This window comes from Thermus caliditerrae, from assembly GCF_021462525.1.
Classification (GTDB): Bacteria; Deinococcota; Deinococci; order Deinococcales; family Thermaceae; genus Thermus; species Thermus caliditerrae.
Map to the genome: position 1 here is coordinate 28120 of NZ_JAKEDT010000001.1, position 23032 is coordinate 51151.

Consider the following 23032-nt stretch of genomic DNA (forward strand, 5'->3'; position numbering starts at 1 on the left):
TTGGCCGTGGCCCTTTGAGGGCACCCGTTGCGGCCCATGCCGCCATGGAAGCCTCAAGGAGGCGGCAGGCGGCGCCACCTAGGGCCCAAAAGCCTGCGCTGGAGGCGCTTCCAAGCCCAGTAAAGGGTACCCGCCGCCACCCCCAAAGTGGCCAGAAGCCAAAGGAGCCCCAAAACCCCAAGCCCCACCAAGGCCAGGAAGAGGAGCACCAGGGGCAGGTACCAAGGCCACCGCACCCCTTCACTTTACCCCGCAAATGCGCTAAACTGAAGGTTGCCCCAGGACAGGGGTGCGGTCGCGCTCGAGGGCCAACCGCCTCGGGTGAGGAAAGTCCGGGCACCGTAGGGCAGGGTGCCAGCTAACGGCTGGGCGGGGTAACCCGACGGAAAGTGCCACAGAGAAAAGACCGCCAGCGGCCGGACCCCAGGTCCGGTGCGGGCAAGGGTGAAACGGTGGGGTAAGAGCCCACCGCGCTCCCTGGAGACAGGGGCGGCACGGCAAACCCCACCCGGTGCAAGGCCCAGTAGGCAGGGAGGGCTTGCCCGGCCCGCCATAACCTGCGGGATGGGCTGCTTGAGGCCGGTGGCGACACCGGTCCCAGAGAGATGACCGCAAAAACAGAACCCGGCTTACGCCCTGTCCTGGAAGCCCCCGAGCTTGAGCTCGGGGGCTTTCCTTTTCCCCGGGGAGTGGGACCTGGGTGGGTCACAGGTGGGACATGGTGGAAATCTGTGGGGAAAGCATGGTATACTTCCGCCCGAAAAGCCCTTCCCGGGTGCGGGCCATCGCCCCAATGCAGCCCAAGGCCAGGGCCCTGGAAGGTGGGAGTGGGTGGGAGATGCCCTTCGGCGAGTACCAGTACAGCCTGGACGACAAAGGACGGGTGGTGATCCCCGCCCCTTTCCGGGACTTCCTCGAGGACGGCCTGGTGCTCACCCGCGGCATGGAGGGCTGCCTCTACGTCTTCCCCTCGGACCGCTGGCGCAAGATCGAGGAGCAGCTGGTGAACCTCCCTCTCACCGACGCCCAGGCCCGCGCCTTCGTGCGCTTCTTCTACTCTGGTGCCCACAAAACCCGCATGGACAACGCCTCCCGCGTCCTCATCCCCCCACCCTTGCGCCAGTTTGCCGGCCTTCAGGAAGGGGGCGAGGTGGTCATCGCCGGGGCTCCGGGAAGGCTGGAGATATGGAGCCAGGAACGCTGGTGGAAGGCCATTGAGGAGATCATGCACAACCCGCCGGCCCCCGAGGCCTTGCGGGGGCTTATTGGATAGGTATTTATGGAAGCCATTACCCAGCACATTCCCGTCCTCTACCAAGAGGCTTTGGACCTCCTGAGGGTAGAACCGGGGAAGGTCTATGTGGACGCCACCCTGGGGGGGGCGGGCCACACCCGCGGCATTTTGGAGCGGGGCGGCCTGGTCATCGGGCTGGACCAGGACCCGGAGGCGGTGGAGCGGGCCCGCGCCCTAGGCCTTCCAGGGCTTCGGGTCTACCAAACGAACTTCCGCCGCCTCAAAGACGTCCTTGCCGAGGCGGGGGTGGAGCAGGTGGCGGGCATCCTGGCGGACCTCGGGGTTTCCAGCTACCACCTGGAAGACCCAAACCGGGGCTTCAGCTACCAGAAAGAGGGCCCTTTGGACATGCGCATGGGCCAGGAAGGCCCCACCGCCGAAGAGGTGGTGAACCGGCTTCCCCTGGAGGAGCTCTACCGCATCCTGCGGGACCTGGGGGAGGAAAAACAGGCCTGGCGCATCGCCAAGGCCATCGTGGCCGCCCGGGAAAAAGCTCCCATCCGCACCACCACGGAGCTCGCCGAGGTGGTGCGGCGGGCAGTGGGCTTCCGCAAGGCCGGCCACCCGGCCCGCAAGACCTTCCAGGCCCTGCGCATGTACGTAAACGACGAGCTGGGCGCCCTGGCCGACTTCCTGGCCCAGGCCAAGGAGGTCTTGGCCCCTGGGGGGCGGCTGGTGATCATCACCTTCCACTCCCTGGAAGACCGCCTGGTGAAACACTTCCTGAGGGAAAGCGGGTTAAGGGTGCTCACCAAGAAGCCCCTCACCCCGAGCCCGGAAGAGGTGGCCAAGAACCCCCGGGCCCGCAGCGCCAAGCTGCGGGCGGCGGAGAAGGAGGCGGCATGAGGACCGCCTGGCGCTACGGCCTCCTCTACCTGCTGGCCCTCCTCTTGGTCTTCGCCGCGGGCCACCGCAACCAGGTGGAGCGGGCCCACCTGCGCGCCCTGGAGGCCCAGCTGGCCCGGCTAGAAGCCCGGGAGGAGGCCCTGCGGCAGGAGGGCTGGCGGCGGACCCAGCCCCACCGGGTGCTGGAGTGGGCCAAGGCGCACGGCTTCGTGCCCATGAGCCAGGGGAGGTGGTCGCCGTGACCGCGGGGGTGAGCCGCGTTCCCTTGGTCTTCCTGGGGCTCGCGGGCTGGCTCCTCCTCTTCGGCCTCGGGGTCTACGCCTTGGTGGCCCACGCCCCTAGGCCATCGCCCGCCCCCCCACCCCCCGCGGCGGTAAGGGGCACCCTGTACGCCCAAGACGGCACCCCTTTGGCCCTGAGCCTTAAGGAAGGCCGCCACTACCCCTTGGGGACCAGCGCCAGCCAGCTCGTGGGCTTCGGGGAACGGGGGTCAGGAAGGGGACTGGAGGGGCTGGAACGCGATCTGAACGCCGCCCTCGCGGAAGGGCGAAGCTTCACCCTTACCCTGGACCCCTGGGTCCAGGCCCTGGTGGAGCAGGCCCTTTGGGAGGGCCTGGCGCGAAGCCGGGGTGCCTTCGCCACCGCCATCGTCCTGGACCGCCAAGGACGCCTAGTGGCCGTGGCCAACGGCCCGGCATTTGACCCCATGGCCCCCCGTAAAGACCCGGAGGCGGACATCTCCTGGCGCAACCACGCCTTTTTGGTGCCCCTGGAACCCGGCTCCACCATGAAGGCCCTCAGCGCGGCGGTGCTCCTGGAGGAGGGCGTCGCCAGCCTCACCACCCGGGTGGAGGCCCCGTCCTACCGGGTGGTGGACGGGTGGACCATCCGGGACGCGGTGCCCCACCCCCCGGTCCTGACCCTGGCCGAGGTGCTGAAGTACTCCTCCAACGTGGGGATCAGCTCCTTAGCCGAGGCGGTACCCATGGGGGTCTTCTTCACCTACATGCAACGGCTGCACCTCACCGACCCCGAGCCCCTTCCCGGGGTGCGGGTAGCCCCGCCCCTGGTCAAGCCTCCCAGAAACTGGAGCAAGGCGGCCTACGCCAACCACACCTTCGGTCAGGGCTTCCTCATCACCCCCTTGCACCTGGCCGCCGCCTTTGCCACCCTGGTGGACGGGATCTACCGCTCCCCCCAACTCTTTCAAGGACAAACCCCCCGCAAGGAACGGGTCTTTTCCCAAGCCACCGCCCAGGCCGTGCGCAAAGCCCTCCAGGAAGGCCTGGCGCCCCGTGCCCACCTGGAGGGGTATCCCCTGGCAGGCAAGACGGGAACGGCGCAGGTGGTGGTCCGGGGCCGTTACTCCCGGCAGGTCTTCACCGCGTGGTTCGCCGGCTTCGTTCCCGGGGATCAGCCCCTTTACACCGTGGTGGTGGCGGTGCACCACCCCAAGGGAGAGGTCCACGGCAGCCAGGTGGCCGCCCCCATCTTCCGCGAGATCGCCGCTGGCCTCTTGGCCTACCGGGGCGTGCCCCCCTATGCTGAAGGGCGGTGAGGGACTTGTGCATCTTGCGCATGTTAGGGAAATAACGCCGGAGTGGGTGGCCGAGGCCGCGGGGGGGCGGTTGCACCCGGGGGGGAGGCCCGTGAGCGATCTTTTCTGGGACAGCCGGGAGGTGGCCCCGGGCAGCCTCTTCGTGGCCCTCCCCGGCCAGCGGACCCACGGCCGGGCCTACGCCCTCGAGGCCCTGGCCAAAGGCGCCCACCTGGTGCTTTCCGACCGCCCGGGAGAGGCCACGGTGGAGGTCCAGGACACCCACCAGGCCCTCCTCCGCTTGGGGAGGGCCCTGCGGGACCTCTTCCCGGGGCCGGTGGTGGCGGTGGGGGGGAGTTCGGGCAAGACCACCACCAAGGAGGCCCTGGCCCAGGGCTTGGGGTTTTCCGCCCCTCCCGGCAACCAGAACACCGCCCCGCCCCTGGCCCGCTTTTTCCTCCGCCTGGACCCCGGGGCCCAAGGAGGCGTGGTGGAGCTGGGCATCGACCGGGTGGGGGAGATGGCGGAGCTCATGGACCTGGCCCGGCCCACCCTTTCCGTGCTCACCGCCTTGGGGGAGGAGCACCTCCTGGCCTTTGGGAGCCTCGAGGGGGTGGTGCGGGAGGAGGCCGGGCTCCTCCAGTCCCCCCAGGCCCTGGTGAGCCTGCAGGCGGCAGAGGTCCTCTCCCGCCTGGGCTACCCCCAGGCCCATCCCACCTACGGCTTCGGCGAGGCCACCTTCCGGGGCGAGGACCTGGAGCTTTTGCCCGCGGAAACCCGCTTCCGCTACCGAAACCTTAGGGTGCGGCTTCCTTATCCCGGCCTGGGACCGGCGCTGGCAGCCCTGGCGGCTTTGGCGGCGGCGGAGCTCCTTGGGCAGGACCCTCAGGAGGTGGCGGAGCGGCTTGCCTCCCTCAGGCTTCCCCCAGGCCGCATGGAGCGCAGGGAAAAGGGAGGGGTAGTCTTCCTGAACGACGCCTACAACGCCAACCCCCTCTCCGTGAAGGCCGGGCTCCGCTGGCTGGCGGCCCAGCCCGGGCGGAAGTGGGCGGTGCTGGGGGAGATGCGGGAACTGGGGGAGGAGGCCCGAAGGCTCCACCTAGAGGTGGCGGAGGAGGCCGTGCGGCTGGGCCTGAGCCCCCTTTACCTGGGGCCTTTCGCCCGGGAGCAGGCGGCCTTTGGCGGCGAGGCCGCCGAGACCCTGGAGGAAGCCCTGGCCTGGCTGAAGGCACGGGTGCGGCCCGGGGACCTGGTGTACCTCAAGGCCTCGAGGGCCATCACCCTGGAACGAATCCTGGAGCTATGGGACGCCTGAACCCCCTCCCCTACCTGGCCTTGCTGGCGGCCTGCGCCCCCATGGGGGTTGCACCCCAGCCTCTCCCCTACCCTGGGGGCTTCGCCCTAGGGGGGTTGGTCACCGGGCGCTTCCAAGGGGTTCTGCCCGGCAACCCCCTCTTCCTGGACGCAGATGGAGAAGCCCTTTACGCCGCCTACCCCTACCAGCTTTTGGTCCTCAAGGAAGGCCGCCTGGAAAGCCTCCCCCTCCCCGGGGTGCCCCGCTTCCTGCGGGCAGGGGCCAGGCCGACCGTGGGGCTGGGGGCAGGGGTCTGGACCCCAGAGGGCCTCCTCCCCTATCCCGCCCTGGACGCCTTTTGGTCCCCAGAAGGCCTCTACTGGGTGGATGGGGAGGGGCTTCACCGGGAAAGCGCCCTGCTCCAGCGGGGCCGCTTCCGCCAGGTGGTGCCCTGGCCAGGAGGCGCCACCGCCCTCGGCCAGGAGGCGTTTTTCTCCCCAGAAGGGCGGTCCATCCCCCTGCCCCATCCCGTCCGCAAGGCCCAATCCGGGGCCTGCGGGGTAGTGGCCCTGATGGCCGGGGTCTACCTGGTGCGGCCCGATGGGGCCAAACCCTTGGCCCCGGCGGAAGACTTTGCCGCTTGGGAGGAGCAGGTCTACCTCACCCCTGGCCAACGGGTGGTTTCCTGTAAGGAGGTGGTATGGCCCTAGGCATGCTCCTTTCCTGGTTCCTCACCGCGGTCTGGATCGGCCTCATGAAGAGCCTGGGCCTGGGCAAGAAGGTGCGGCGGGACGGCCCTCAGACGCACCTCGCCAAGGAGGGCACCCCCAGCATGGGCGGGGTGGCCTTCCTGCTGGCCGCCTTCTTGGCCTACCTCCTGGGGGAAAAGGACGGGCTTGTGGGCCTCTGGCTTCTGGCGCTGGGCTTCGCCCTCTTGGGCCTTGTGGACGACCTGGGGGGAAGCGCCTCCCGCCCCTTGAGGGCGCGGGAGAAGCTGGCCCTGCAGGCCCTCATGGCCCTGGTCTTCGCCCTCTGGGCGGTGCGGCAGGTGGTCTACACCCCTTGGCCCATCCTGGACGTCTTCCTCATCGCCTTTGCGGTGGTGGGGGCGGCCAACGCCTTCAACTTCACCGACGGCTTGGACGGGCTCCTGGCCAGCGTGACCGCCATCCTCCTCCTGCCCTTCTACCCCTACCCCTTCGCCCAAACCCTCCTGGGAGCGGTTTTGGGCTTCCTCTGGCACAACGCCCCCAAGGCCAAGGTCTTCATGGGGGACACGGGCAGCCAGGCCCTGGGGGCGACGGTAGCGGGGCTTTTCGTCCTCACGGGAAAGCTTTGGCTCCTGCCCCTGGCGGCCATCGTGCCCGTCTTGGAGGTGCTCTCCGTGGTGGCCCAGGTCCTCTATTTCCGGCGCACGGGCAGGCGGCTTCTGCGCATGAGCCCCCTGCACCACCACTTTGAGCTCTCGGGGTGGGAGGAGGCCAAGGTGGTCTTCCGCTTCGCCCTCCTCACCGCCTTGGCTACTGTCATCGCCTTTAGGGGAGGGATGCCGTGACCCTGGTCTACGGCCTGGGGAGAAGCGGCCTCGGCGTCTTGGCCTTCCTCAGGAGGAGGGAGCTTCCCGCCCGCTTCTACGACGACCGGCCCAAGGAGGCCGAGGTGGCCGAGGCGCTGGCCCTGGGCTTCGCCCCCGACTGGGAGCTTTCCGGGCAGTACGAAGAGGTGGTGGCCGCCCCCGGGGTGCCCCTCACCCATCCCCACCTGGTGCGCCTCCGGGAAGCGGGGTCGCGGGTGCTGGGGGAAGCGGAGCTGGCCTACCGCCTTTCCCCTACCCCCATCCTCGGTATCACCGGCACCGCGGGGAAGACCTCCACCACCCTCTTCACCGCCCACCTCCTCCAGGGCCAGGGTCTTCGGGCCTTGCCCGGGGGCAACATGGACCCCCCCCTGGTGAGCGTGGTGGACGAGACCGAGGTGGCGGTGGCTGAGCTTTCCAGCTTCCAGCTGGAGCGGGTGGACGCCTTCCGGCCCAAGGTGGCGGTCCTCCTCAACCTGGGGGTAGACCACCTGGACCGGCACGGGAGCCTCGAGGCCTACCACCAGGCCAAGCTCAACCTCCTGAAAAACCTCACCCGGGAAGAGGCCCTGGTCTACAACGCCCAGGACCCCAGGGTGCTGGCGGCGGCCGAGACCTCCCCTGCCCGCCTCTACCCCTTTACCCCCGGCGAAACTCCGAGGGAGAGCAACCTGCAGGCCGCCCTCCAGGCCACACGGGCTTACCTGGACCTCCTGGGAAGGCGGCTGGACCCGGAGGCCCTCCGGCAAAGCCTGCAAAGCCTCCCCACCCCACCCCATCGCTTCCAGGTTTTCGCCCGCAAGGGGGAGGTGGTCTTCATCGACGACTCCATCGCCACCCGCACCCCCTCCGTGGCCGCCGCCCTCCGGGCGGCCCCCGCCCCCATCGCCTGGATCCTGGGGGGCGAGGACAAGGGGGCCGACTTAGAGCCCTTGAAGCCCCTGCTTCCCCGGGTGGCCGTGGTGCTGGCCATTGGCCGGGACGGATCCCGAATGGCCCGGGCCCTGGGGGAAGGCCCCGAGGTGGTGGAGGTCCTCGAGGCCGATGGCCGAGAGGCCCTCAAGGCCGCGGTGGCAGAGGCCCTCAGGCGCCTGGAGCGGGGAAGCGTCCTCCTGGCCCCCCTGGCCGCCAGCTTCGACCAGTTCCGGGATTACAAGGACCGCGCCCAGGCTTTCCGGGAAGCGGTCTTCGCCCTGGGAGGTGAGCCGTGGACCCCCTCCTCCTGAGCGCCCTCCTCCTCATGGCCTTCGGCCTCCTCGGCGTGGGGGTGGCCGAGCCCAGCCTTCTCCAGGGGCACCTCCTGCGGATTGGGCTCTCCCTCGTGGCCCTCCTCCTGGGCACCCTCCTCCCGCCCAAGCTCTACCTCCGCCACGCCCGCCTCCTCCTCGTAGGCACCCTAGCCCTTCTGGTCCTGGTCCTCTTCCTGGGGGACGGCCCGGGAGGGGTGCGCCGCTGGTTCTACCTGGGGCCCTTAGGCTTCCAGCCCTCAGAGCTGGCCAAGGTCGTTCTGGTCTTTTACCTGGCCTCCTTCGTGGGGCGCAAGGGGAACGACTACCCCATCGTGGGGGCGGCGGTGCTGGCGGCGGCCGCCGCAGGCCTGGTCCTGGTGGAGCCGGACTTCGCCACCGCCCTCTTCCTCGTCACCCTGAGCGCCCTCCTCTTCGTCTTCGCCGGGGTGCCCTGGCGCCGGCTCTTCTTCGTGGGGCTGGCGGGGCTTCTGGCCATTTTGCCCTTCTCCGGCTACTACCTCGCCCGCTTCCGCTACGTTTCAGAGCGCTTCACAGGTTTTCTAAATTATCTCCAGGGTGAAGCCAGCCCCGACCGCACCGCGTACCAGGTGCTCCAGGCGCAAAAGGCCCTGTTGCTGGCAGGTCCTTTCGGCCAAGGCCCTGGCGGGGTCCTACCCCACCTGCCCGAGGCCCACAACGACATGGTCTTCGCCAGCGTGGTCTTTGCCACAGGCTGGCTGGGAGGGTTAGTGGTGCTCTTCCTTTACGCCCTCCTCTTCCTGCGGGGCCTTTCCTTGGCCCTCACCCTGAAGGGACCGGAGAGCCTGGTGGCCCTGGGCCTCACCCTCTACCTCACCCTGCAGGCGGCCTTGAACATCGGCGTCACCGTGGGCTTCCTGCCCGTGACCGGGGTGCCGCTACCCCTGGTTTCCTACGGGGGAAGCTCCCTCTTGGTCTCGGGCTTCGCCGTGGGGGTGCTCCTGCGGCTTGCGCGGGAGGCCAAAAGGAAGGAGGTGCAGGCGTGGTCCTCCTGACGGGCGGCGGCACCGGGGGCCACCTCTTCCCCGCTTTGGCGGTGGCCGAGGAACTCGGGCGCCGGGGGCATCCCGTCTTTTACCTGGGGGCGGAAGGGGGCCTCGAGGCCCGCCTCCTCCCCACCACCTCCTTGCCCCACGCCCTCATCCCCGCCGGAAAGCTGGACCGTAGCGCCCTTCGTCCCAAGGAGGCCTGGAAGGTTCTAAAAGGGCTCCTGGCGGCCCGGGCCCTCCTGCGGCGGGTCCGCCCCAAAGCCATCCTCTCCACCGGGGGCTACGCGGGCTTCCCCGGGGCCCTGGTGGGGGAGCTCGCCAAGGTCCCGGTCCTCCTCCACGAGCAAAACGCCAAGCCGGGCCTGGCCATCCGCCTCCTGGCCCCCCTGGCCAAGGGCCTGGCCCTCTCCGTGCCCACGGCGCTTCCCCCCTGGATGGCCCGCAAGGCCCGGATCACCGGCTACCCCGTGCGGGAGGTGCGCCACCCCCAGGCCGAGGCCAAGGCCCGGCTGGGCTTTGACCCTAAGAAGCCCCTCCTCCTGGTGCTGGGGGGAAGCCAGGGAAGCCTGGAGCTCAACGAAAAGCTTCCGCCCCTTCTCAAGCCCCTGGGCCTCCCCGTGCTCCACCAGGTGGGGGAGCGCTGGGTGGAGCGCTACCGCCACCTGGAAGGGGAGGCCTACCGGGTAGCGGGCTTCGTGGACGCTCCCCTGGCCATGAGCGCCGCCGACCTCCTCCTGGCCCGCGCCGGGGCGGGCACCCTGGCGGAGGCGGCCTTTCACCGCCTTCCCGCCCTCCTCTTCCCCCTCCCTGCCTCCCTGGACGGCGGGGCACAGGCGGCCAACGCCCGCACCTACCGGGAGGCGGGAGCGGCGGAGCTTGGGGACTACGGGCGCCTGGCAAAGCAGGTGGAAGGGCTTTTGGCCCGCCCCGAACCCTACCGCGAGGCCATGGCCCGCCTCTCCCCCGAAGGCGCCGCAAAGCGCCTCGCAGACTGGCTGGAGGAGTACCTATGAAGCGCGTGCACGTCATGGGCATGGAGGGCGTGGGCATGAGCGCCCTGGCGAAGCTTTTGCAGGGAGAAGGGGTGGAGGTGACGGGGTGCGACCTCCGGCCCGGCAGACGGGCCCAGGCCCTGGGCGTGCCGGTCTTCCCCGGCCACGACCCCGCCCACCTGGGGCAAGAGGACACCCTGGTGGTGCCCACCCCCATTCCCTTGGACCACCCCGAGGTGCGGGAGGCCCAGAGGAGGGGGATGCGGGTCTTGCGGCGCATGGAGCTCCTCGCCCACCTCCTGGCGCAGAAACCCTCCTTGGGGGTGACGGGCACCCACGGCAAGACCACCACCACGGGGATGCTGGCCAGCATCCTCCTGGCGGCGGGCCTGGACCCCTGGGTCCTTCTGGGCGGGGAGCTCTCCCTCCTGCCCGGCAACGCCCGCTACGGGGAGGGCCCCCGCCTGGCGGAGGTGGACGAGTCCGACCCCCTCTTCCAAGGGGTGCGGGTGCGGGTGGCGGTGGCCACCAACCTCGAGGCCGACCACATCGCTCCCCCAGGCCAGAAAGCCCCCAACTACCACGGGAGCTTGGAGGAGCTCGAGGCCGCCATGAGGGGCTTCCTGGCGGGGGCGGAGGTGGCGGTGGTCCCGGCCTTTGACCCCCGCCTCCTCGCCCTTTCGGAGGGGCTTCCCCGGAGGCTGTTCGGCCAAGGAGGGGAGCTTTGGGCTGAGGAGGTGCGCCTGGAACCCGAGGGAAGCCGCTTCCTCCTGGTGCACCGGGGGGAGGCGCTGGGGGAAGCCCGGTTGCGGGTGCCGGGGGCCCACAACGTCCGAAACGCCCTGGCCGCCGCCCTGGCCGCCTTGGCCTTCGAGGTGGAGAAGGAGGCCATCCTGGAAGGCCTGGCCCGCTTCCCCGGGGTGGGGCGGCGTTTTCAGAGGGTGGGCCAGGTGCGGGGAGCCCTGGTGGTGGACGACTACGCCCACCACCCCACGGAGGTAAAGGCCACCCTCGAGGCCGCCTCCCTCCTTGGGCTACGGGTGCGGGTTCTCTTCCAGCCCCACCGCCTCTTCCGCACCCTGGAGCTCTGGGAAGCCTTCGTGGAGGCCCTACAAGGGGCCGAGGAAGTGGTGGTCCTCCCCGTGTACGCCGCGGGGGAACGGGCAAACCTGAGCCCGGAAGAACTCTCCCAGAGGATCGCGGAGGGCCTTCTTGCCCGGGGCACCCCCGCCCGCTTTCTCTGCCAAGAAGAGGCCTTGACCTACGCCCGCTCCACGGCCTCCCCAGGAGAGGTCTGGCTGGCCCTAGGGGCGGGGGATGTGACCGAGCTGGCCTGGAGGCTTGTGCATGAGGGTTGAGCGGGTGCTCCTCAAGGACTACACCACCCTGGGGGTGGGCGGCCCGGCGGAGCTCTGGACGGTGGAAACCCGGGAGGAGCTCCTGCGGGCCACCGAAGCCCCCTACCGCATCCTCGGCAACGGCTCCAACCTCCTGGTCCTGGACGAAGGGGTGCCGGAAAGGGTCATCCGCCTGGCGGGGGAGTTCCAAGCCTACGACCTGCGGGGCTGGGTGGGGGCCGGGGCTCTGCTGCCCCTTTTGGTGCAGGAGGCGGCCAGAGAAGGGCTTTCCGGCCTCGAGGGGCTTCTCGGCATCCCCGCCCAAGTGGGGGGAGCGGTGAAGATGAACGCGGGCACCCGCTTCGGAGAGATGGCCGACGCCCTGGAAGCGGTGGAGATCTTCCACGAGGGCCGCTTCCAAACCTACTTGCCGGAAGAGTTGGGCTTCGGCTACCGCCAAAGCCGCCTCCCCCCTGGGGGCATCGTGACCCGGGTGAAGCTCAGGCTCAAGGAACGCCCCCTGGAGGAGATCCGGCGGCGCATGGCCGAGGTGGACGCCGCCCGCAAGGGCCAACCCAAGAAGAAAAGCGCTGGCTGCGCCTTCAAAAACCCCCCCGGCCAGTCCGCAGGCCGCCTCATCGACCAGCGGGGCCTGAAGGGCCTTAGGGTGGGGGACGCCATGGTGGCCCTGGAACACGGAAACTTCATCGTGAACCTAGGCCAGGCTACTGCCAGGGACATCCTGGAACTTCTAAAGCGCATCCAGGAGGAACTTCCCCTGGAGCTGGAGTGGGAGGTGTGGCCGTGAGTCTTCGCCGATCTTTCACAGATGGGGGATAAGATGGGGGCCATGAGAACCCTGCTGGCCATGCTCGTCCTCGCCACCTTGTACGTGGCCAGCCTGGTGCTCTTCCCGGTGGAGCGCGTGGAGGTGGTGGGGCTAAAGCGCCTCAAGGAGGAGGCGGTTTTGGCCCGCACCCGCCTTCTGCCCGGCGAGCCCTGGCTTTGGGTGCTCCCAAACCGCTTGCACCCCCTTCGGCAAGACCCATGGGTGGCGGAGGCCCACTTAGAGAAGCCCCGGGTGGGCCAGGTACGCTTGGTTCTCCGGGAGCGGGAGCCCTTCCTGCCCCTGGAAGGCGGGGCCGCCTTGGCCACCGACGGCACCCTCCTCCCGGGCGGGGCCGTCTGGGCCCCCGGCCCGGAGGTGAAAGGGAAAGGACCCCTTCCCACCCAAGCCCTCTTGGCTTTGGCCCGCGCCTATCCGGAAGCCAAGAGGCTCCGGTACACCCCTGCGGGCTTCTGGGTGGAGTGGGAGAGGGGAAGCCTCTTCGCCCCCACGGCGGAGCTTCTGCTAAAGTATGCCCAAGCTGGGCGGCCCGAGGGCAAGGTCTTCTTGTATTCTTGGGGGGTGAGCGTAAGCCCATGATTATCGCAGGATTGGACGTAGGCAGCAGCAAGGTCACCACCGTGATTGGGGAGCTGGCCCCCGATGGGGTGCTGGACATCATTGGGGAAGGCACTGTTCCCTCCCAAGGCCTGAAGCGGGGCGTGGTGGTCAACCTGGAGCGCACCACGGAGGCCATCCGGCAAAGCGTCTACCAGGCGGAGCGGGTGGCGGGGGTCAAGGTGGAGCGGGTGATCCTCGGGGTGGGGGGGCCCCACCTCAAGAGCGTGACCAGCCACGGCCTGGCGGCCATCCGGCGCGGGCAGAGCATCGCCGCCGCCGATGTGGAGCGGGCTATCGAGCAGGCCAAAGCCTACCCCTTTGACGCCGAGCTGGAGCTCCTCCACGCCCTGCCCCTGGAGTTCAAGGTGGACGGCCAGGAGGGCATCAAAGACCCCGTGGGCATGGCCGGGGTGCGCCTCGAGGTGGACGTCCACCTGGTGGCCGCAGGCCGGGGACCTTTAGCCAACCTGCGGCGGGCGGTGGAGGAGGCAGGGCTGGACATCGAGGCCCTGGTGGCCCAGACCCTGGCCAGCGGCCTGGGGGTCCTAGGTCCGGAAGAGGAACACATGACCGTCCTCCTCCTGGACGTGGGCGGGGGCACCACCGATGTGGCCGTCTTCCGTGAGGGTAGGCTGGCCCACTCCTCCGTCCTGCCCTTGGGCGGAGACCACGTGACCCAGGACATCGCCCAGCTTCTCAAGATCCCCTTTGAGGAAGCGGAGCGGGTGAAGCGGAAGTACGGGGCGGCCCTGCCGGAGCTGGCCGACCCGGAACTGGTCCTGGAGATCAACCAGGAGGGTGGGTCCTTAGGGGAGGTACCCGCTCCTGAGCTCGCCCGCATCATCCGCCCCCGCCTGCGGGAAATCCTGCACCTGGCCCGCCAGTCCGTGGACGAGGCCCTGGGGCCTTTGGAGATCAAGGTAAACCGGGTGATCCTCACCGGGGGGAGCGCCCTTCTCCGGGGCTTCGACCTGCTGGCCCGCCAGCAGTACGGGCTCCCGGTGCGGGTGGGCAAGCCCCACGGGGTTTCCGGCCTCACCGACGTGGTGGCCACCCCCGCCCACGCCACCGCGGTGGGCCTTGTTCGCTACGGGAGCACCTTACCGGTCCAGACCCCGGAACCGCGCCGGGCTTCCCGGAGGGAAAAGCGCCCGGGGGATGGGGAAAAGGCAAAGAGCGAAGGCATCTGGGCGCGCATCAAGGAAATTTTCAACAACCTGTTCTGAGATGGGGGTATCCTTGAGGGAGGGGCAGATGGAAGGAGCGGTCATCAAGGTCATCGGACTCGGGGGCGCGGGGAACAACGCGGTCAACCGCATGATCGAGGCGGGGCTTTCCGGGGTGGAGTTCATCGCCGCCAACACCGACGCCCAGGTCCTGGCTAAGAGCTTGGCGGACGTGCGCATCCAGCTGGGGGAGAAGCTCACCCGGGGCCTGGGGGCTGGCGGCAACCCCGAGATCGGGGAGAAGGCGGCCCTTGAGACCGAAGACCTCATCGCCGAGGCCCTGGAGGGGGCCGATCTGGTCTTCCTCACCGCCGGCATGGGAGGTGGCACGGGCACGGGAAGCGCCCCGGTGGTGGCGGAGATCGCCAAGCGGCTTGGGGCCCTCACCGTGGCCGTGGTCACCCGTCCCTTTAGCTTCGAAGGCCCCAAGCGCCTCAAGGCGGCGGAAGAGGGCATCCGGCGCCTCAAGGAAAAGGTGGACGCCATGGTGGTGGTGCAAAACGACCGCCTCCTCTCTGCGGTGGACAAGAAGGTAAGCCTCAAGGACGCCTTCCTCATCGCCGACCGGGTCCTGTACCACGGGGTGAAGGGTATCACCGACGTCATCAATCTCCCCGGCCTCATCAACGTGGACTTCGCCGACGTGAAAACCCTTTTGGAAGGGGCAGGTCAGGTGCTTATGGGCATCGGTGCGGGACGGGGCGAAAACCGCGTGGAGGAAGCCGCCAAAACCGCCACCCACAGCCCCCTCCTGGAACGTTCCATTGAGGGTGCCAAGCGGCTTCTCCTCAACGTGGTGGGCTCCGAGGACCTCTCCCTCATGGAGGCCGCCGAGGTGGTGGAGCGGGTTCGGGAAGCCACCGGCCACGAGGACGTGGACATCCTCTACGGGGTCACCTACGACGACCGGGCCCAGGACGAGCTTCGGGTGATCCTCATCGCCGCAGGGTTCGGGGAGAGCACCGTGGTGCCCAGGCCCGTGCGCCCCCTGGACTTCCCCACCCACGCCGACCCCTATAACTTCGACATCCCGGCCTTCATCCGCTATGGGGACGGGGACTACCCACCCAGGAAAGGAAACTGAGGTAGCCCCCACCCCGGTCTTTCCCTCGCGCCCATGATCGTGGCGGGCGTTGATCCTGGCATCACCCATTTGGGCTTGGGGGTGGTGGAGGTGGAGCCTAGGGGAAGCCTGAGGGCTCACCTCCTCCACGGGGAGGTGGTGAAAACCTCCCACCAGGAACCGGCCAAGGAACGGGTGGGCCGCATCCACGCCCGGGTGAAGGAGGCCCTCCTGCGCTTCCGCCCCGAGGCTTTGGCGGTGGAGGAGCAGTTCTTCTACCGGCAAAACGAGCTGGCCTACAAGGTGGGCTGGGCCCTGGGGGCGGTGCTGGTGGCCGCCTTTGAAACCGGGGTACCGGTCTACGCCTACGGCCCCATGCAGGTGAAGCAGGCCCTGGCGGGGCACGGGCACGCTAGCAAGGAAGAGGTGGCCCTCATGGTGCGGGGGATGCTGGGCCTGAAGGAAGCCCCCAAGCCCAGCCACCTGGCGGACGCCCTGGCCATCGCCTTGACCCACGCCTTTTACGCCCGCCTCGAGGCGGCCAAGCCCCTCTGAGAACCCCTCGCCCCCTTCCCCTGGCGGAGGCCCTGGGTGCCCCTTCGCCGGGACCCCCTCCCCGGCCCCTGGGGCCCAGGCCACCCTCTGGCCCCGGGGCTGGGGTTAGGCTGGGCCCATGGTCAAGCGCCTCTTTGGAACCCTGGTCCTGAGCAGCCTCCCGGCCCTGACCCACCAGCCCTTTTGGAATCCCGGCTCCCCGAGCCCCGAGGCCGCCTACCCCGTGGCCCGCCCCGAGGTGGCCCAGGCCCTCTTGGGCCGCCTGGGGCCCGGGGAGTGGGCCTTCTTCCGCCTTGAGGTTCCGGAGGGCTTCCCCTTGAGGGCTTCCCTCTTCGTGGGCGGGGGCTGCCCTGAGGGCTTCCGCCCCGTCCTTTGGCTCCTGGGGCAGGGGCTCGGAGGGGAGGCCCCCCTTCCCCTGCCCCCGGGGTGGGGGGGCCTGAGGCGGGAGGCGGTGGCCTGGACCCCTTACCGGGGCTACGGCCTCCGGGCCCGGCGGGGCCCCCGCCTGGAGGTGGAGTTGCGGGGGGGCACGTACCTCTTGGCGGTGGAGGCGGGAATGGGAGAGGGGTACTACCTCCTCTCCTTGGACGGACTGGAGGTGCCAGGGGGGAGCTTGGAGGGCCTAGCTGCCATCCCCCGCTTCAACCGCTGCCGATGACCGCCCTAGCCCAAGGCCTCCTCCTCTGGGCCCTCCTCTCCCTGGGGACGGCCCTGTTCGGGCTCTGGTGGGCCCAAAGCCCCTTTTGGCGGAGCTTTTTCTTTATGAACGGGGCTTGGGGGCTGGTGGATGGGGCCCTGGGTCTTTACGCCCTGGGGCGGGAAACCCCGGAAAACCTATGGGGGATCCTCCTCTTCAACGCGGGGCTGGACGTCCTGTATCTCCTGGCAGGCGTTCTCCTCTTCCTCCGGGGCAGGAAAGCCCCCTACCGGGGCTTTGGCCTGGCCATCCTGGTGCAGGGGGGGGTTCCTCCTGATCTTCGACCTGGGGCACGCCCTGCGTACCCTTCCTTGAAAACCCTGCTGTCCAAAGATTGCTCGCAATCTATTCGTAGGCTAGACAAAGGTTCTACAAACCAACCGCCCCTATGCTGGCCGTGGGAGGTGAAAGCATGAAAAAGTTTTTCGGTTTGCTGTTGGCGCTGGCGGTAGGCGGTCTGGCTCTGGCCCAAGGGGCGATGGTACGGGTGGCCCATCTTTCCCCCGACGCCCCGGCGGTGGACATCCTGGTGAACGGGCAGCGGACCATCACAGGGCTAGCGTTCAAAGAGGTTACCCCTTACCTTCCCCTGCCCGCGGCTAAGGTGCGCGTGCAAGTGGTGCCCACAGGGCAAAGCAGCCCGGTGGTCATTGACGCCGAGCTGGACCTACGGGAGGGGATCTACTACACCGTGGCCGCCACCGGCTTCCTGGCCCAAATCCGGCCCCAAGTTTACACGGACGCTCTGGCCGGCCTCTTCCCCCGGGCGGGCTACGCTCGGGTGAGGGTGGTGCATACCTCCCCCGACGCCCCAGCGGTGGACGTGGCCGTGAAGGGCGGACCGGTGCTCTTTGGCAACCTCCCCTTCCCCCGGGCCGGCCAGTACCTGGTGGTGCCCGCAGGACGGTATGACCTCGAGGTCCGGGTGGCGGGAACGAGCACCGTGGCCCTGGACCTTCCCGGAGTGGTACTGGAAAGCGGCAAGACCTATACGGTTTTCGCCGTGGGTAGCGTCAAGGCAGGCACCCTCACCGTGGTACCGGTGGTGGATGCGGCCGCTTTGGGCGGGAACCGCTGAGGAAAGGCCGCTGGCCCCCCGGGCCCTCCGGGGGGCCTCCCTTGTTGCCGTGGCATCCCTTCCCCCCTGGCTCCTCCCCCTCCTGGCCTGCCCCCGCTGCCGGGGGCCCTTGGAAGTGGGGCGTCAGGCCCGTTGCCTCGGTTGCGGGGCCCGCTACCCCTTCCGGGGGGGCTTCTTGGACCTGCGGGCCGGACGGGAGAGGCCCCACCTCTGGCTGACGAACCGCCCCCCCATCCCCCTCCTCTACGACGCGTGGCGGCGGCGCTCCACGGGCCTTCCCTCCGGGAAAAAGCTCTCCCATGCGGAGGAGCCCGTCCACCTACGGGAATGGCTCCTGCCCACCGGGGGACCTTTTTTGGACGTGGGCACCGGCACCGGGGTCTACCGGGAGGCGCTAGGGAATGGCGCGGTGGGCCTGGACCCCTCCCCCACCTTCCTCCAGGTGGCCCGGTGGCGGCGGCCTGGGGCCTACCTCCTGGGCCATGGGGAACACCTCCCCTTCCGGACGGGGGCTTTCGGGGATATGGCCATGGGCCCCACCTGGAACGAGTTCTGGGACCCCCTGAGGGCCGCCCAGGAGGCCCGCCGGGTACTCCGGCCCGGGGGGCGGCTTTTCGGCATGCTCCTCTTGGGGCCAGGAGCCACTTTCGGCCTCTTCCGCCCCAAGGAGGAAGAACTCCTGCACCTCCTGGAAAGGGCGGGGTTCCGTCCCCATCTGGAGCGGTTCGGTGCCCTCGGCCTCCTACGGGCCGAGGTAAGCTGAGGACGAAGGAGGCACGCATGCGCACCGGCTTCCACACGGTGGAAAGGGGCCTTCGGGAGGGGTTTCCCCTGCGCCTTTACCAGAAGGCCAAGCGGCTCTTTTGGGACCCAGCCACCCTGGACTTCCAGCAGGACCGCGCCACCTTCCAAAGCCTGCCCCCTGAGGGCCAGGACCTGGTGTTGCACCTGGCCAGCCTTTTCTTGGGAGGGGAGGAGGCGGTGACCCTGGACCTCCTGCCCCTCCTTCAGGCGGTGGCCCGGGAGGGACGGGTGGAGGAGGAGATGTACCTCACCACCTTTCTCTTGGAAGAGGCCAAGCACGTGGAGTTCTTCGCCCGCTTCCTGGCGGAGGTTGGGGGGCAGAAGGGGAACCTGGCCCGGTACCACGGCCCCTACTACCGCCGGATCTTCCAGGAGATCCTGCCGGAGAGCATGGAGCGGCTCTGGCAGGATGGAAGCCCCGAGGCCCAGGTGGAAGCCGCCCTCACCTACAACGTGGTGGTGGAGGGCGTGCTGGCGGAAACGGGCTACCAGGGCTTCTACCGGCTGGCAGAACGGCTGGAAGCGGCCGGCCAGGCTATGCCGGGAACCTTGGCGGGCATCCGCAACGTCCAGAGGGACGAGAGCCGCCACATCGCCTACGGCCTCTACCTGATCGCCCGCCACCTGGGGGAACACCCCGGGCTTTGGGGGAGGGTGGAAGGCCGGCTGGCCCTCCTCCTCCCCGAAGCGATGGGGGTGGTGGGGGAGCTCTTCGCCGCCTACCCGGAGGGGGCCCCCTTAGGCCTCTCCCCGGAGGAGTTTTTCGCTTACGCCTCAGGCCAGTTCCAGGCCCGGATGCGCCTTTTGGAAAAGGCACGGGCCGTAGGGACCGCGGCGTTGGAAGACCTGTAGCCCAGGCCCTGGCAGGGGCTCCCCGAAGGGGTAACCCCTCACCTCAACCCTACAACCACCCTCGCCGCGCCGCGTAACGCAAGAGATCGCTCCGGGTCCTGAGCCCCAGCTTCTCCATCCCCCGTTCCCTGTAAGTGGCCACGGTTTTCTCCGAAATGGCTAGGCGCTCCGCCACCTCCTTGTGGGAAAGCCCTTGAGCCAAGAGCCGGAGCACCTCCTCCTCCCTAGGGGAGAGGGCCACCTCCTTCGCCTCTTCCCGCACCATTTCCATGGCCAAGCGCATGGCCAAGGAAGGGTTCAGGTACCGCTCCCCCCGAGCCACGGCCAAGACCGCGTCCAGGAGCTCGTGGTCTACCGCGGCCTTGCTCACGTAGCCCTGGCCCCCCGCTTGCAGAAAACCCTTCACGTACTCCAGGTCCTCGTGCATGGAAAGGGCCAGCAGGCGAAGACGGGGTTGGCGTTCCTTCAGCGCCCGGCAAAGGTCAATCCCCGTGCCGTCGGGAAGGGACACATCCAGGATGGCCACGTCGGCCTCCACCCTCTCCAGGAGGGCAAGGGCCTCTGCTACGCTGCCCGCCTCTCCCACCACCTGGACAGGGCCCCGGGCCTCGAGGAGGTGGCGGATCCCCGAGCGCACCAGCACGTGGTCCTCCACCAGCACCACCCGGATCACGCCGCCACCTCCAGAGGAAGCCTCACCTGCACCCGAGTTCCCTCCCTAGGGGCGCTTTCCAGGAGAAGCCTCCCTCCCACCAGCTCCACCCGCTCCCGCATCCCCACAAGCCCCTGGTGGCCCAAGCCCACCTTCCGCAGGTCAAAACCCCGGCCCTCGTCCTCCACAAAGACCCGCACCTCCCCTTCCACCTCCAAGACGCCCACTGCCGCCTTCGGGCTCCCCGAGTGGCGGGCTACGTTGGTAAGGGCCTCCTGCACCACCCGGTAGATGACCGTTTCCAACTCCGGGGAAAGGGGCCGGGAAAGGTGAAAGGAGAGGTCCACCTCGATCCCCGTGCGGTCGGAGAACTCCCGCACGTAGCGGCGCAGGGCGGCCTCGAGGCCCAAGTGGTCCAAAACGCTGGGCCGAAGGTCCAGGGCCAGCCGCCGCACCTCGGCGAGGGTGTAGCGGGCCAGCTCCTTCAAGGCTACAGCCTTCTCTCCAGGGAGCCCCTCCAGCCCCAGGATGAGACCCGTGAGGGCCTGGCCCACCTCGTCGTGCAGCTCGCGGGCGATGCGCCCCCGCTCCTCCTCTTGCGCCTTTAGCCAGGCCCTTAGAAGCTCAGCCCTCTGCGCCTCCTTCTCCTGCAGAAGGCCGTAGAGCCTGGCGTTTTCCAAAGCGGTGGAGAGAGGGCCGGAAAGCGCGGTAAGGAGCTCGCGGATCCAGGCCTCCTCCCCCGAAGGCGGTCCGTACAGCACCAACGCCCCTCGGGGAGGGACGGGCACAACCACGCTCTGCCCCCGCCAAAGAACCTGGCCCAGGCGCAAGGCTTCTTCCGCCAGCCCCTGGACCTCATCCAGCGGGCACAGGGCTTGGCAGGTGCGGCAGCGGACCACCCGTCCCTCCACCCAGAGATGCCCGCAAACGAAGGCCAACTCCCTCACCAAAAGGGAGAGCACCCGCTCGGCCAGCTCCTCCACCCTCAGAGCGTGGCTTTCCGCAAGGACCCGGTTGAGTAGGGAAAGCTGCCTCTGCCGCCTTTCCACCTCTTCCTCCATGCGGTTCAGCGCCCGCCCCAAATCCCCCAGCTCGCTCTTGGGCTCCGGGAAGCGCACCCTTTCCCCTCGCCCCAGAAGAGCGGCTCCCTCCGCCATCCGAGCCAAGGGCTCCAAAGCCTGGGTAAGGAGGAGGTAGCCAAGCCCCACCCCCAGACCCACGGCCCAAAGGAGGCCGAAGAGCCCCGTACGCACCACCTTGCCTACCTCTTCCCAAAGGGGTGCCTGGTAAAGGGCGAGGCGGACGGTCCCTGCCCGGCCACCATAAATCCCAGCCTCGGCCTGGTAGACCACCTTGCCTTCCAGGCGAAAGCTCCTCTCCCCCGGAAGGCCCAAAAGCGCCTCCGGGACCCCCTCGGGAAAGGTGTGGGCCAAGACCCGCCCCTCTGGGTCCAGGACGTAAGCGAAGGCAAAGCCTGGATAGCGGGCCGAAGCGCTTCCCAGCTTGGTGCGCACGGCGAGGAGATCCCGCAGCAGGAGATCATCCGTAAGAAGGGTGGCCAGGTCCTGGACCCCCGCCCGCGCCTGCTGCCATAGGGTCTTTTCTCCCTCGGCAAAGAGAAAAGCGCCGCCTCCCAGGATCAAGACGCTTCCCGTGGCCGTGGCGGCGAAGCACACCGTGAGGAGGAGCTGTAAGCTGAGCCTCACGGCAACACCTCCTTAGCCCTCTGGAACACGGCCCGATAGGGCTCCTCCTCTGCCGGACGGAAGCCCCTGAGGCCCAAGGCTCTTAGGGCCTTCTGGCCCTGCGGCGTGGCCCCATGCCGCAAGAGAGCCCGCACGAGCCGGGACCTGAGCTCCGGGTCCAGGTCTCTCGGCACCACCACCGGGGGCGGCGGGTCCACGGGACCTTGGGCCACCACCCGCAAGCCCCGCACCCCCAGGCTTTCGTAGACCACCCGGTCTACCGCTGCCCCCTCCGCCAGCCCGCCAAGAACCGCTTCTAGGGCCCGGTCGTGGCTGTAGGTGAAAAAGGCCTGGGCGAAGAAGTCCTCTCCAAGACCACGGGCCAACAGCCTAGGCCAAGCGTGGCCGGTGTTGGAAAGGGGGTCGGTAAAGGCGAAGGGCATCCCCCGCAACTCGGCAAGCTCCCGGTAGGGGGAGGCCTCCGCCACCACAATCAGGCTCTGGTACGGGACCAGGGTCTCCCCCGCCAAGACCACATCCAAGAAGCCCTCCTCAACCCCCAAACCCGCCGCCAGGGTGCAGAGAAAGCCCATCTCCGCCTCGCCTCGGCGCAGGACCTCGAGGACCTCGGCATAGGTGCGCCGCCCGAAGGCCTCTACCCGCTCTCCCAGATGCTCTTCCAGCCCCCCGAGGAAGACCCGGTAGGGCTCGGCCCCCTCGGGAGAACGCATCCCCGCCACGACCACCCGTACCCCTGCGGTATGGGCCACAGGGGCGTAAGGAGGTTCCACCCCCACCTCAGGCAGGGGTTGGCAGGCGCAAAGCAGGAACAGGAAGGCGCCAAGAAGCCTCACCCACCCCAGCATAAGAGGGGCTCAGGGGTATGGATGTCCCTAACCCGTCGGCAGACTTACCGACAAGGTGTCCTCTTCTCCACGGCTTTCTGGGCCCAGGAATGCCCTCTAGCTTGGAGAGGAAAGGAGGTGGGCGATGTCTACAGAACCTCCCACCGGCAAAGCAACGAAAGAGGCTCGCCGGCACTTCTTGGCCAAGATGGCCAGCGCGGTTTTCGCCTCCTTGGTGGCCCCGGGCCTGGCCCAAGGGGCGCCCCAGCCTCAGCCCTCCGCCGCCCCTGAGGAGGACGTTCTTTTGAGGTTGCAAAAGGACCTGGAGCGGGCGCTTAAGAACCCGAACCGCAGGTGGGGCATGGTCATCGACCTGCGAAAATGCGTGGGCTGCCATGCCTGCACCGTGAGCTGCATGGCGGAAAACCGCCTGCCGCCCGGTGTGGTCTACCGGCCGGTGAGCGAGGAGGAAGTGGGCACCTTTCCCCACGTCACCTACCGCTTCGTGCCCCAGCCCTGCATGCAGTGCGACGATCCACCCTGCGTTCCTGCTTGTCCCTACGACGCCACGTGGAAGCGCAAAGACGGCATCGTGGAGATCGATTACGAGAAGTGCGTGGGCTGTGAGAAGTGCATCCCCCCATGCCCCTACAATGCCCGTCACAAGGACGAGGGGGACTATTGGACGGAGGGCACCCCTGGAATGGGCAGGATGCCTTACGAGGAGCTCCCCGTCTACGAGTGGGGCAAGAGGGTGAGCCGCGAGGACGAGGCCGGGCCCATCGACAAGGTGCGCAAGTGCCACTTCTGCCTCCACCGCATCGAACGCGGGCTTTTGCCCCAGTGCGTGGTCACCTGCATCGGACGGGCCACCTACTTCGGGGACCTCGAGGACCCCTCCTCCCTGGTCTCCGAACTCGTCCGCCAGCCCAACGCCACGCGCCTCAAGGAAGAAGCGGGAACCAAACCCCGTGTCTACTACCTGGTCTAGGAGG

The 23032-nt window shown here is 68.7% G+C and carries 26 protein-coding genes and 1 other RNA gene; 23 read left to right on the forward strand and 4 right to left on the reverse strand.

The annotated features are described in order from the left end of the window. Positions 1-53: 53 nt before the first annotated feature. Complete coding sequence (locus L1088_RS00155) at positions 54-236, reverse strand: hypothetical protein (RefSeq protein WP_234553198.1); 183 nt, start codon at positions 234-236, stop codon at positions 54-56. A 43-nt stretch (positions 237-279) separates the two neighbouring features. Here L1088_RS00155 and rnpB point away from each other — a divergent pair. From rnpB to L1088_RS00265, 22 genes are all read left to right on the forward strand, one after another. After that, an RNA gene (rnpB, locus tag L1088_RS00160) (RNase P RNA component class A) lies at positions 280-648 on the forward strand. A 190-nt stretch (positions 649-838) separates the two neighbouring features. After that, positions 839-1273 carry a division/cell wall cluster transcriptional repressor MraZ gene (gene mraZ, locus L1088_RS00165; RefSeq protein ID WP_038049470.1) on the forward strand — a complete coding sequence of 145 codons (435 nt, stop codon included), beginning with the start codon at positions 839-841 and terminating at the stop codon, positions 1271-1273. Positions 1274-1279: 6 nt separating this feature from the next. Then, on the forward strand, positions 1280-2140 hold the full coding sequence (gene rsmH, locus L1088_RS00170; RefSeq protein ID WP_234553199.1) for a 16S rRNA (cytosine(1402)-N(4))-methyltransferase RsmH: 861 nt from the start codon (positions 1280-1282) through the stop codon (positions 2138-2140). After that, positions 2137-2382 carry a hypothetical protein gene (locus L1088_RS00175; RefSeq protein WP_234553200.1) on the forward strand — a complete coding sequence of 82 codons (246 nt, stop codon included), beginning with the start codon at positions 2137-2139 and terminating at the stop codon, positions 2380-2382. The genes rsmH and L1088_RS00175 overlap by 4 nt, the downstream gene beginning before the upstream one ends. Continuing rightward, positions 2379-3698 (forward strand): peptidoglycan D,D-transpeptidase FtsI family protein, encoded by a 1320-nt coding sequence (locus L1088_RS00180; RefSeq protein ID WP_234553483.1) that lies wholly within the window; start codon positions 2379-2381, stop codon positions 3696-3698. The genes L1088_RS00175 and L1088_RS00180 overlap by 4 nt, the downstream gene beginning before the upstream one ends. Next, positions 3682-4992 (forward strand): UDP-N-acetylmuramoyl-tripeptide--D-alanyl-D-alanine ligase, encoded by a 1311-nt coding sequence (locus tag L1088_RS00185; protein WP_234553201.1) that lies wholly within the window; start codon positions 3682-3684, stop codon positions 4990-4992. The genes L1088_RS00180 and L1088_RS00185 overlap by 17 nt, the downstream gene beginning before the upstream one ends. Beyond that, a complete protein-coding gene (locus L1088_RS00190) occupies positions 4980-5681 on the forward strand; it encodes a hypothetical protein (RefSeq protein WP_234553202.1) in 702 nt (233 codons plus the stop codon). The genes L1088_RS00185 and L1088_RS00190 overlap by 13 nt, the downstream gene beginning before the upstream one ends. After that, complete coding sequence (locus L1088_RS00195; RefSeq protein WP_234553203.1) at positions 5672-6526, forward strand: phospho-N-acetylmuramoyl-pentapeptide-transferase; 855 nt, start codon at positions 5672-5674, stop codon at positions 6524-6526. The genes L1088_RS00190 and L1088_RS00195 overlap by 10 nt, the downstream gene beginning before the upstream one ends. Next, positions 6523-7773, forward strand: coding sequence for a Mur ligase family protein (locus tag L1088_RS00200; protein ID WP_234553204.1), 1251 nt, complete (start codon positions 6523-6525; stop codon positions 7771-7773). The genes L1088_RS00195 and L1088_RS00200 overlap by 4 nt, the downstream gene beginning before the upstream one ends. Further along, positions 7755-8810 carry an FtsW/RodA/SpoVE family cell cycle protein gene (locus L1088_RS00205; RefSeq protein ID WP_234553205.1) on the forward strand — a complete coding sequence of 352 codons (1056 nt, stop codon included), beginning with the start codon at positions 7755-7757 and terminating at the stop codon, positions 8808-8810. Before L1088_RS00200 ends, L1088_RS00205 begins: the two co-directional genes overlap by 19 nt. Beyond that, positions 8798-9817, forward strand: a complete 1020-nt coding sequence (locus L1088_RS00210) for a UDP-N-acetylglucosamine--N-acetylmuramyl-(pentapeptide) pyrophosphoryl-undecaprenol N-acetylglucosamine transferase (RefSeq protein ID WP_234553206.1) — start codon at positions 8798-8800, stop codon at positions 9815-9817. The genes L1088_RS00205 and L1088_RS00210 overlap by 13 nt, the downstream gene beginning before the upstream one ends. Further along, positions 9814-11154 carry a UDP-N-acetylmuramate--L-alanine ligase gene (locus L1088_RS00215; RefSeq protein ID WP_234553207.1) on the forward strand — a complete coding sequence of 447 codons (1341 nt, stop codon included), beginning with the start codon at positions 9814-9816 and terminating at the stop codon, positions 11152-11154. The genes L1088_RS00210 and L1088_RS00215 overlap by 4 nt, the downstream gene beginning before the upstream one ends. Continuing rightward, complete coding sequence (locus L1088_RS00220; protein WP_234553208.1) at positions 11144-11941, forward strand: UDP-N-acetylmuramate dehydrogenase; 798 nt, start codon at positions 11144-11146, stop codon at positions 11939-11941. The genes L1088_RS00215 and L1088_RS00220 overlap by 11 nt, the downstream gene beginning before the upstream one ends. 33 nt (positions 11942-11974) lie before the next feature. After that, the gene (locus L1088_RS00225; RefSeq protein ID WP_234553209.1) at positions 11975-12559 is read left to right on the forward strand and encodes a cell division protein FtsQ/DivIB; all 585 of its coding nucleotides are present in this window, start codon (positions 11975-11977) and stop codon (positions 12557-12559) included. Further along, positions 12556-13806: a cell division protein FtsA gene (gene ftsA, locus L1088_RS00230; RefSeq protein WP_038046817.1), complete on the forward strand. Its 1251-nt coding sequence runs from the start codon at positions 12556-12558 to the stop codon at positions 13804-13806. Before L1088_RS00225 ends, ftsA begins: the two co-directional genes overlap by 4 nt. Before the next feature lie 28 nt (positions 13807-13834). Next, positions 13835-14890: a cell division protein FtsZ gene (ftsZ, locus tag L1088_RS00235; protein ID WP_234553210.1), complete on the forward strand. Its 1056-nt coding sequence runs from the start codon at positions 13835-13837 to the stop codon at positions 14888-14890. A gap of 33 nt (positions 14891-14923) precedes the next feature. Then, positions 14924-15424 carry a crossover junction endodeoxyribonuclease RuvC gene (locus tag L1088_RS00240; RefSeq protein WP_234553211.1) on the forward strand — a complete coding sequence of 167 codons (501 nt, stop codon included), beginning with the start codon at positions 14924-14926 and terminating at the stop codon, positions 15422-15424. Between the two features lie 118 nt (positions 15425-15542). Continuing rightward, positions 15543-16082 carry a hypothetical protein gene (locus L1088_RS00245; RefSeq protein WP_234553212.1) on the forward strand — a complete coding sequence of 180 codons (540 nt, stop codon included), beginning with the start codon at positions 15543-15545 and terminating at the stop codon, positions 16080-16082. Beyond that, the gene (locus tag L1088_RS00250) at positions 16079-16537 is read left to right on the forward strand and encodes a DUF6992 family protein (protein ID WP_234553213.1); all 459 of its coding nucleotides are present in this window, start codon (positions 16079-16081) and stop codon (positions 16535-16537) included. Before L1088_RS00245 ends, L1088_RS00250 begins: the two co-directional genes overlap by 4 nt. Next, positions 16534-17199 (forward strand): DUF4397 domain-containing protein, encoded by a 666-nt coding sequence (locus L1088_RS00255; RefSeq protein ID WP_234553214.1) that lies wholly within the window; start codon positions 16534-16536, stop codon positions 17197-17199. The genes L1088_RS00250 and L1088_RS00255 overlap by 4 nt, the downstream gene beginning before the upstream one ends. A 49-nt stretch (positions 17200-17248) precedes the next feature. After that, complete coding sequence (locus tag L1088_RS00260) at positions 17249-17962, forward strand: methyltransferase domain-containing protein (RefSeq protein ID WP_234553215.1); 714 nt, start codon at positions 17249-17251, stop codon at positions 17960-17962. Positions 17963-17979: 17 nt separating this feature from the next. Then, positions 17980-18855, forward strand: a complete 876-nt coding sequence (locus L1088_RS00265) for a R2-like ligand-binding oxidase (protein ID WP_234553216.1) — start codon at positions 17980-17982, stop codon at positions 18853-18855. A 49-nt stretch (positions 18856-18904) separates the two neighbouring features. On the opposite strand, the gene L1088_RS00270 is transcribed toward L1088_RS00265, so the two are convergent. Genes L1088_RS00270 through L1088_RS00280 form a run of 3 tightly spaced genes read right to left on the reverse strand, consistent with a single transcriptional unit; the run spans position 18905 to position 22046 of the window. After that, positions 18905-19528 carry a response regulator transcription factor gene (locus L1088_RS00270; RefSeq protein WP_234553217.1) on the reverse strand — a complete coding sequence of 208 codons (624 nt, stop codon included), beginning with the start codon at positions 19526-19528 and terminating at the stop codon, positions 18905-18907. Next, complete coding sequence (locus tag L1088_RS12515) at positions 19525-21213, reverse strand: histidine kinase (protein WP_234553218.1); 1689 nt, start codon at positions 21211-21213, stop codon at positions 19525-19527. Before L1088_RS12515 ends, L1088_RS00270 begins: the two co-directional genes overlap by 4 nt. Beyond that, positions 21210-22046 carry a PhnD/SsuA/transferrin family substrate-binding protein gene (locus L1088_RS00280; protein ID WP_234553219.1) on the reverse strand — a complete coding sequence of 279 codons (837 nt, stop codon included), beginning with the start codon at positions 22044-22046 and terminating at the stop codon, positions 21210-21212. The genes L1088_RS12515 and L1088_RS00280 overlap by 4 nt, the downstream gene beginning before the upstream one ends. Positions 22047-22182: 136 nt before the next feature. Here L1088_RS00280 and L1088_RS00285 point away from each other — a divergent pair, with 136 nt between their 5' ends. Further along, the gene (locus L1088_RS00285) at positions 22183-23028 is read left to right on the forward strand and encodes a 4Fe-4S dicluster domain-containing protein (RefSeq protein WP_234553220.1); all 846 of its coding nucleotides are present in this window, start codon (positions 22183-22185) and stop codon (positions 23026-23028) included. Positions 23029-23032: the final 4 nt, after the last annotated feature.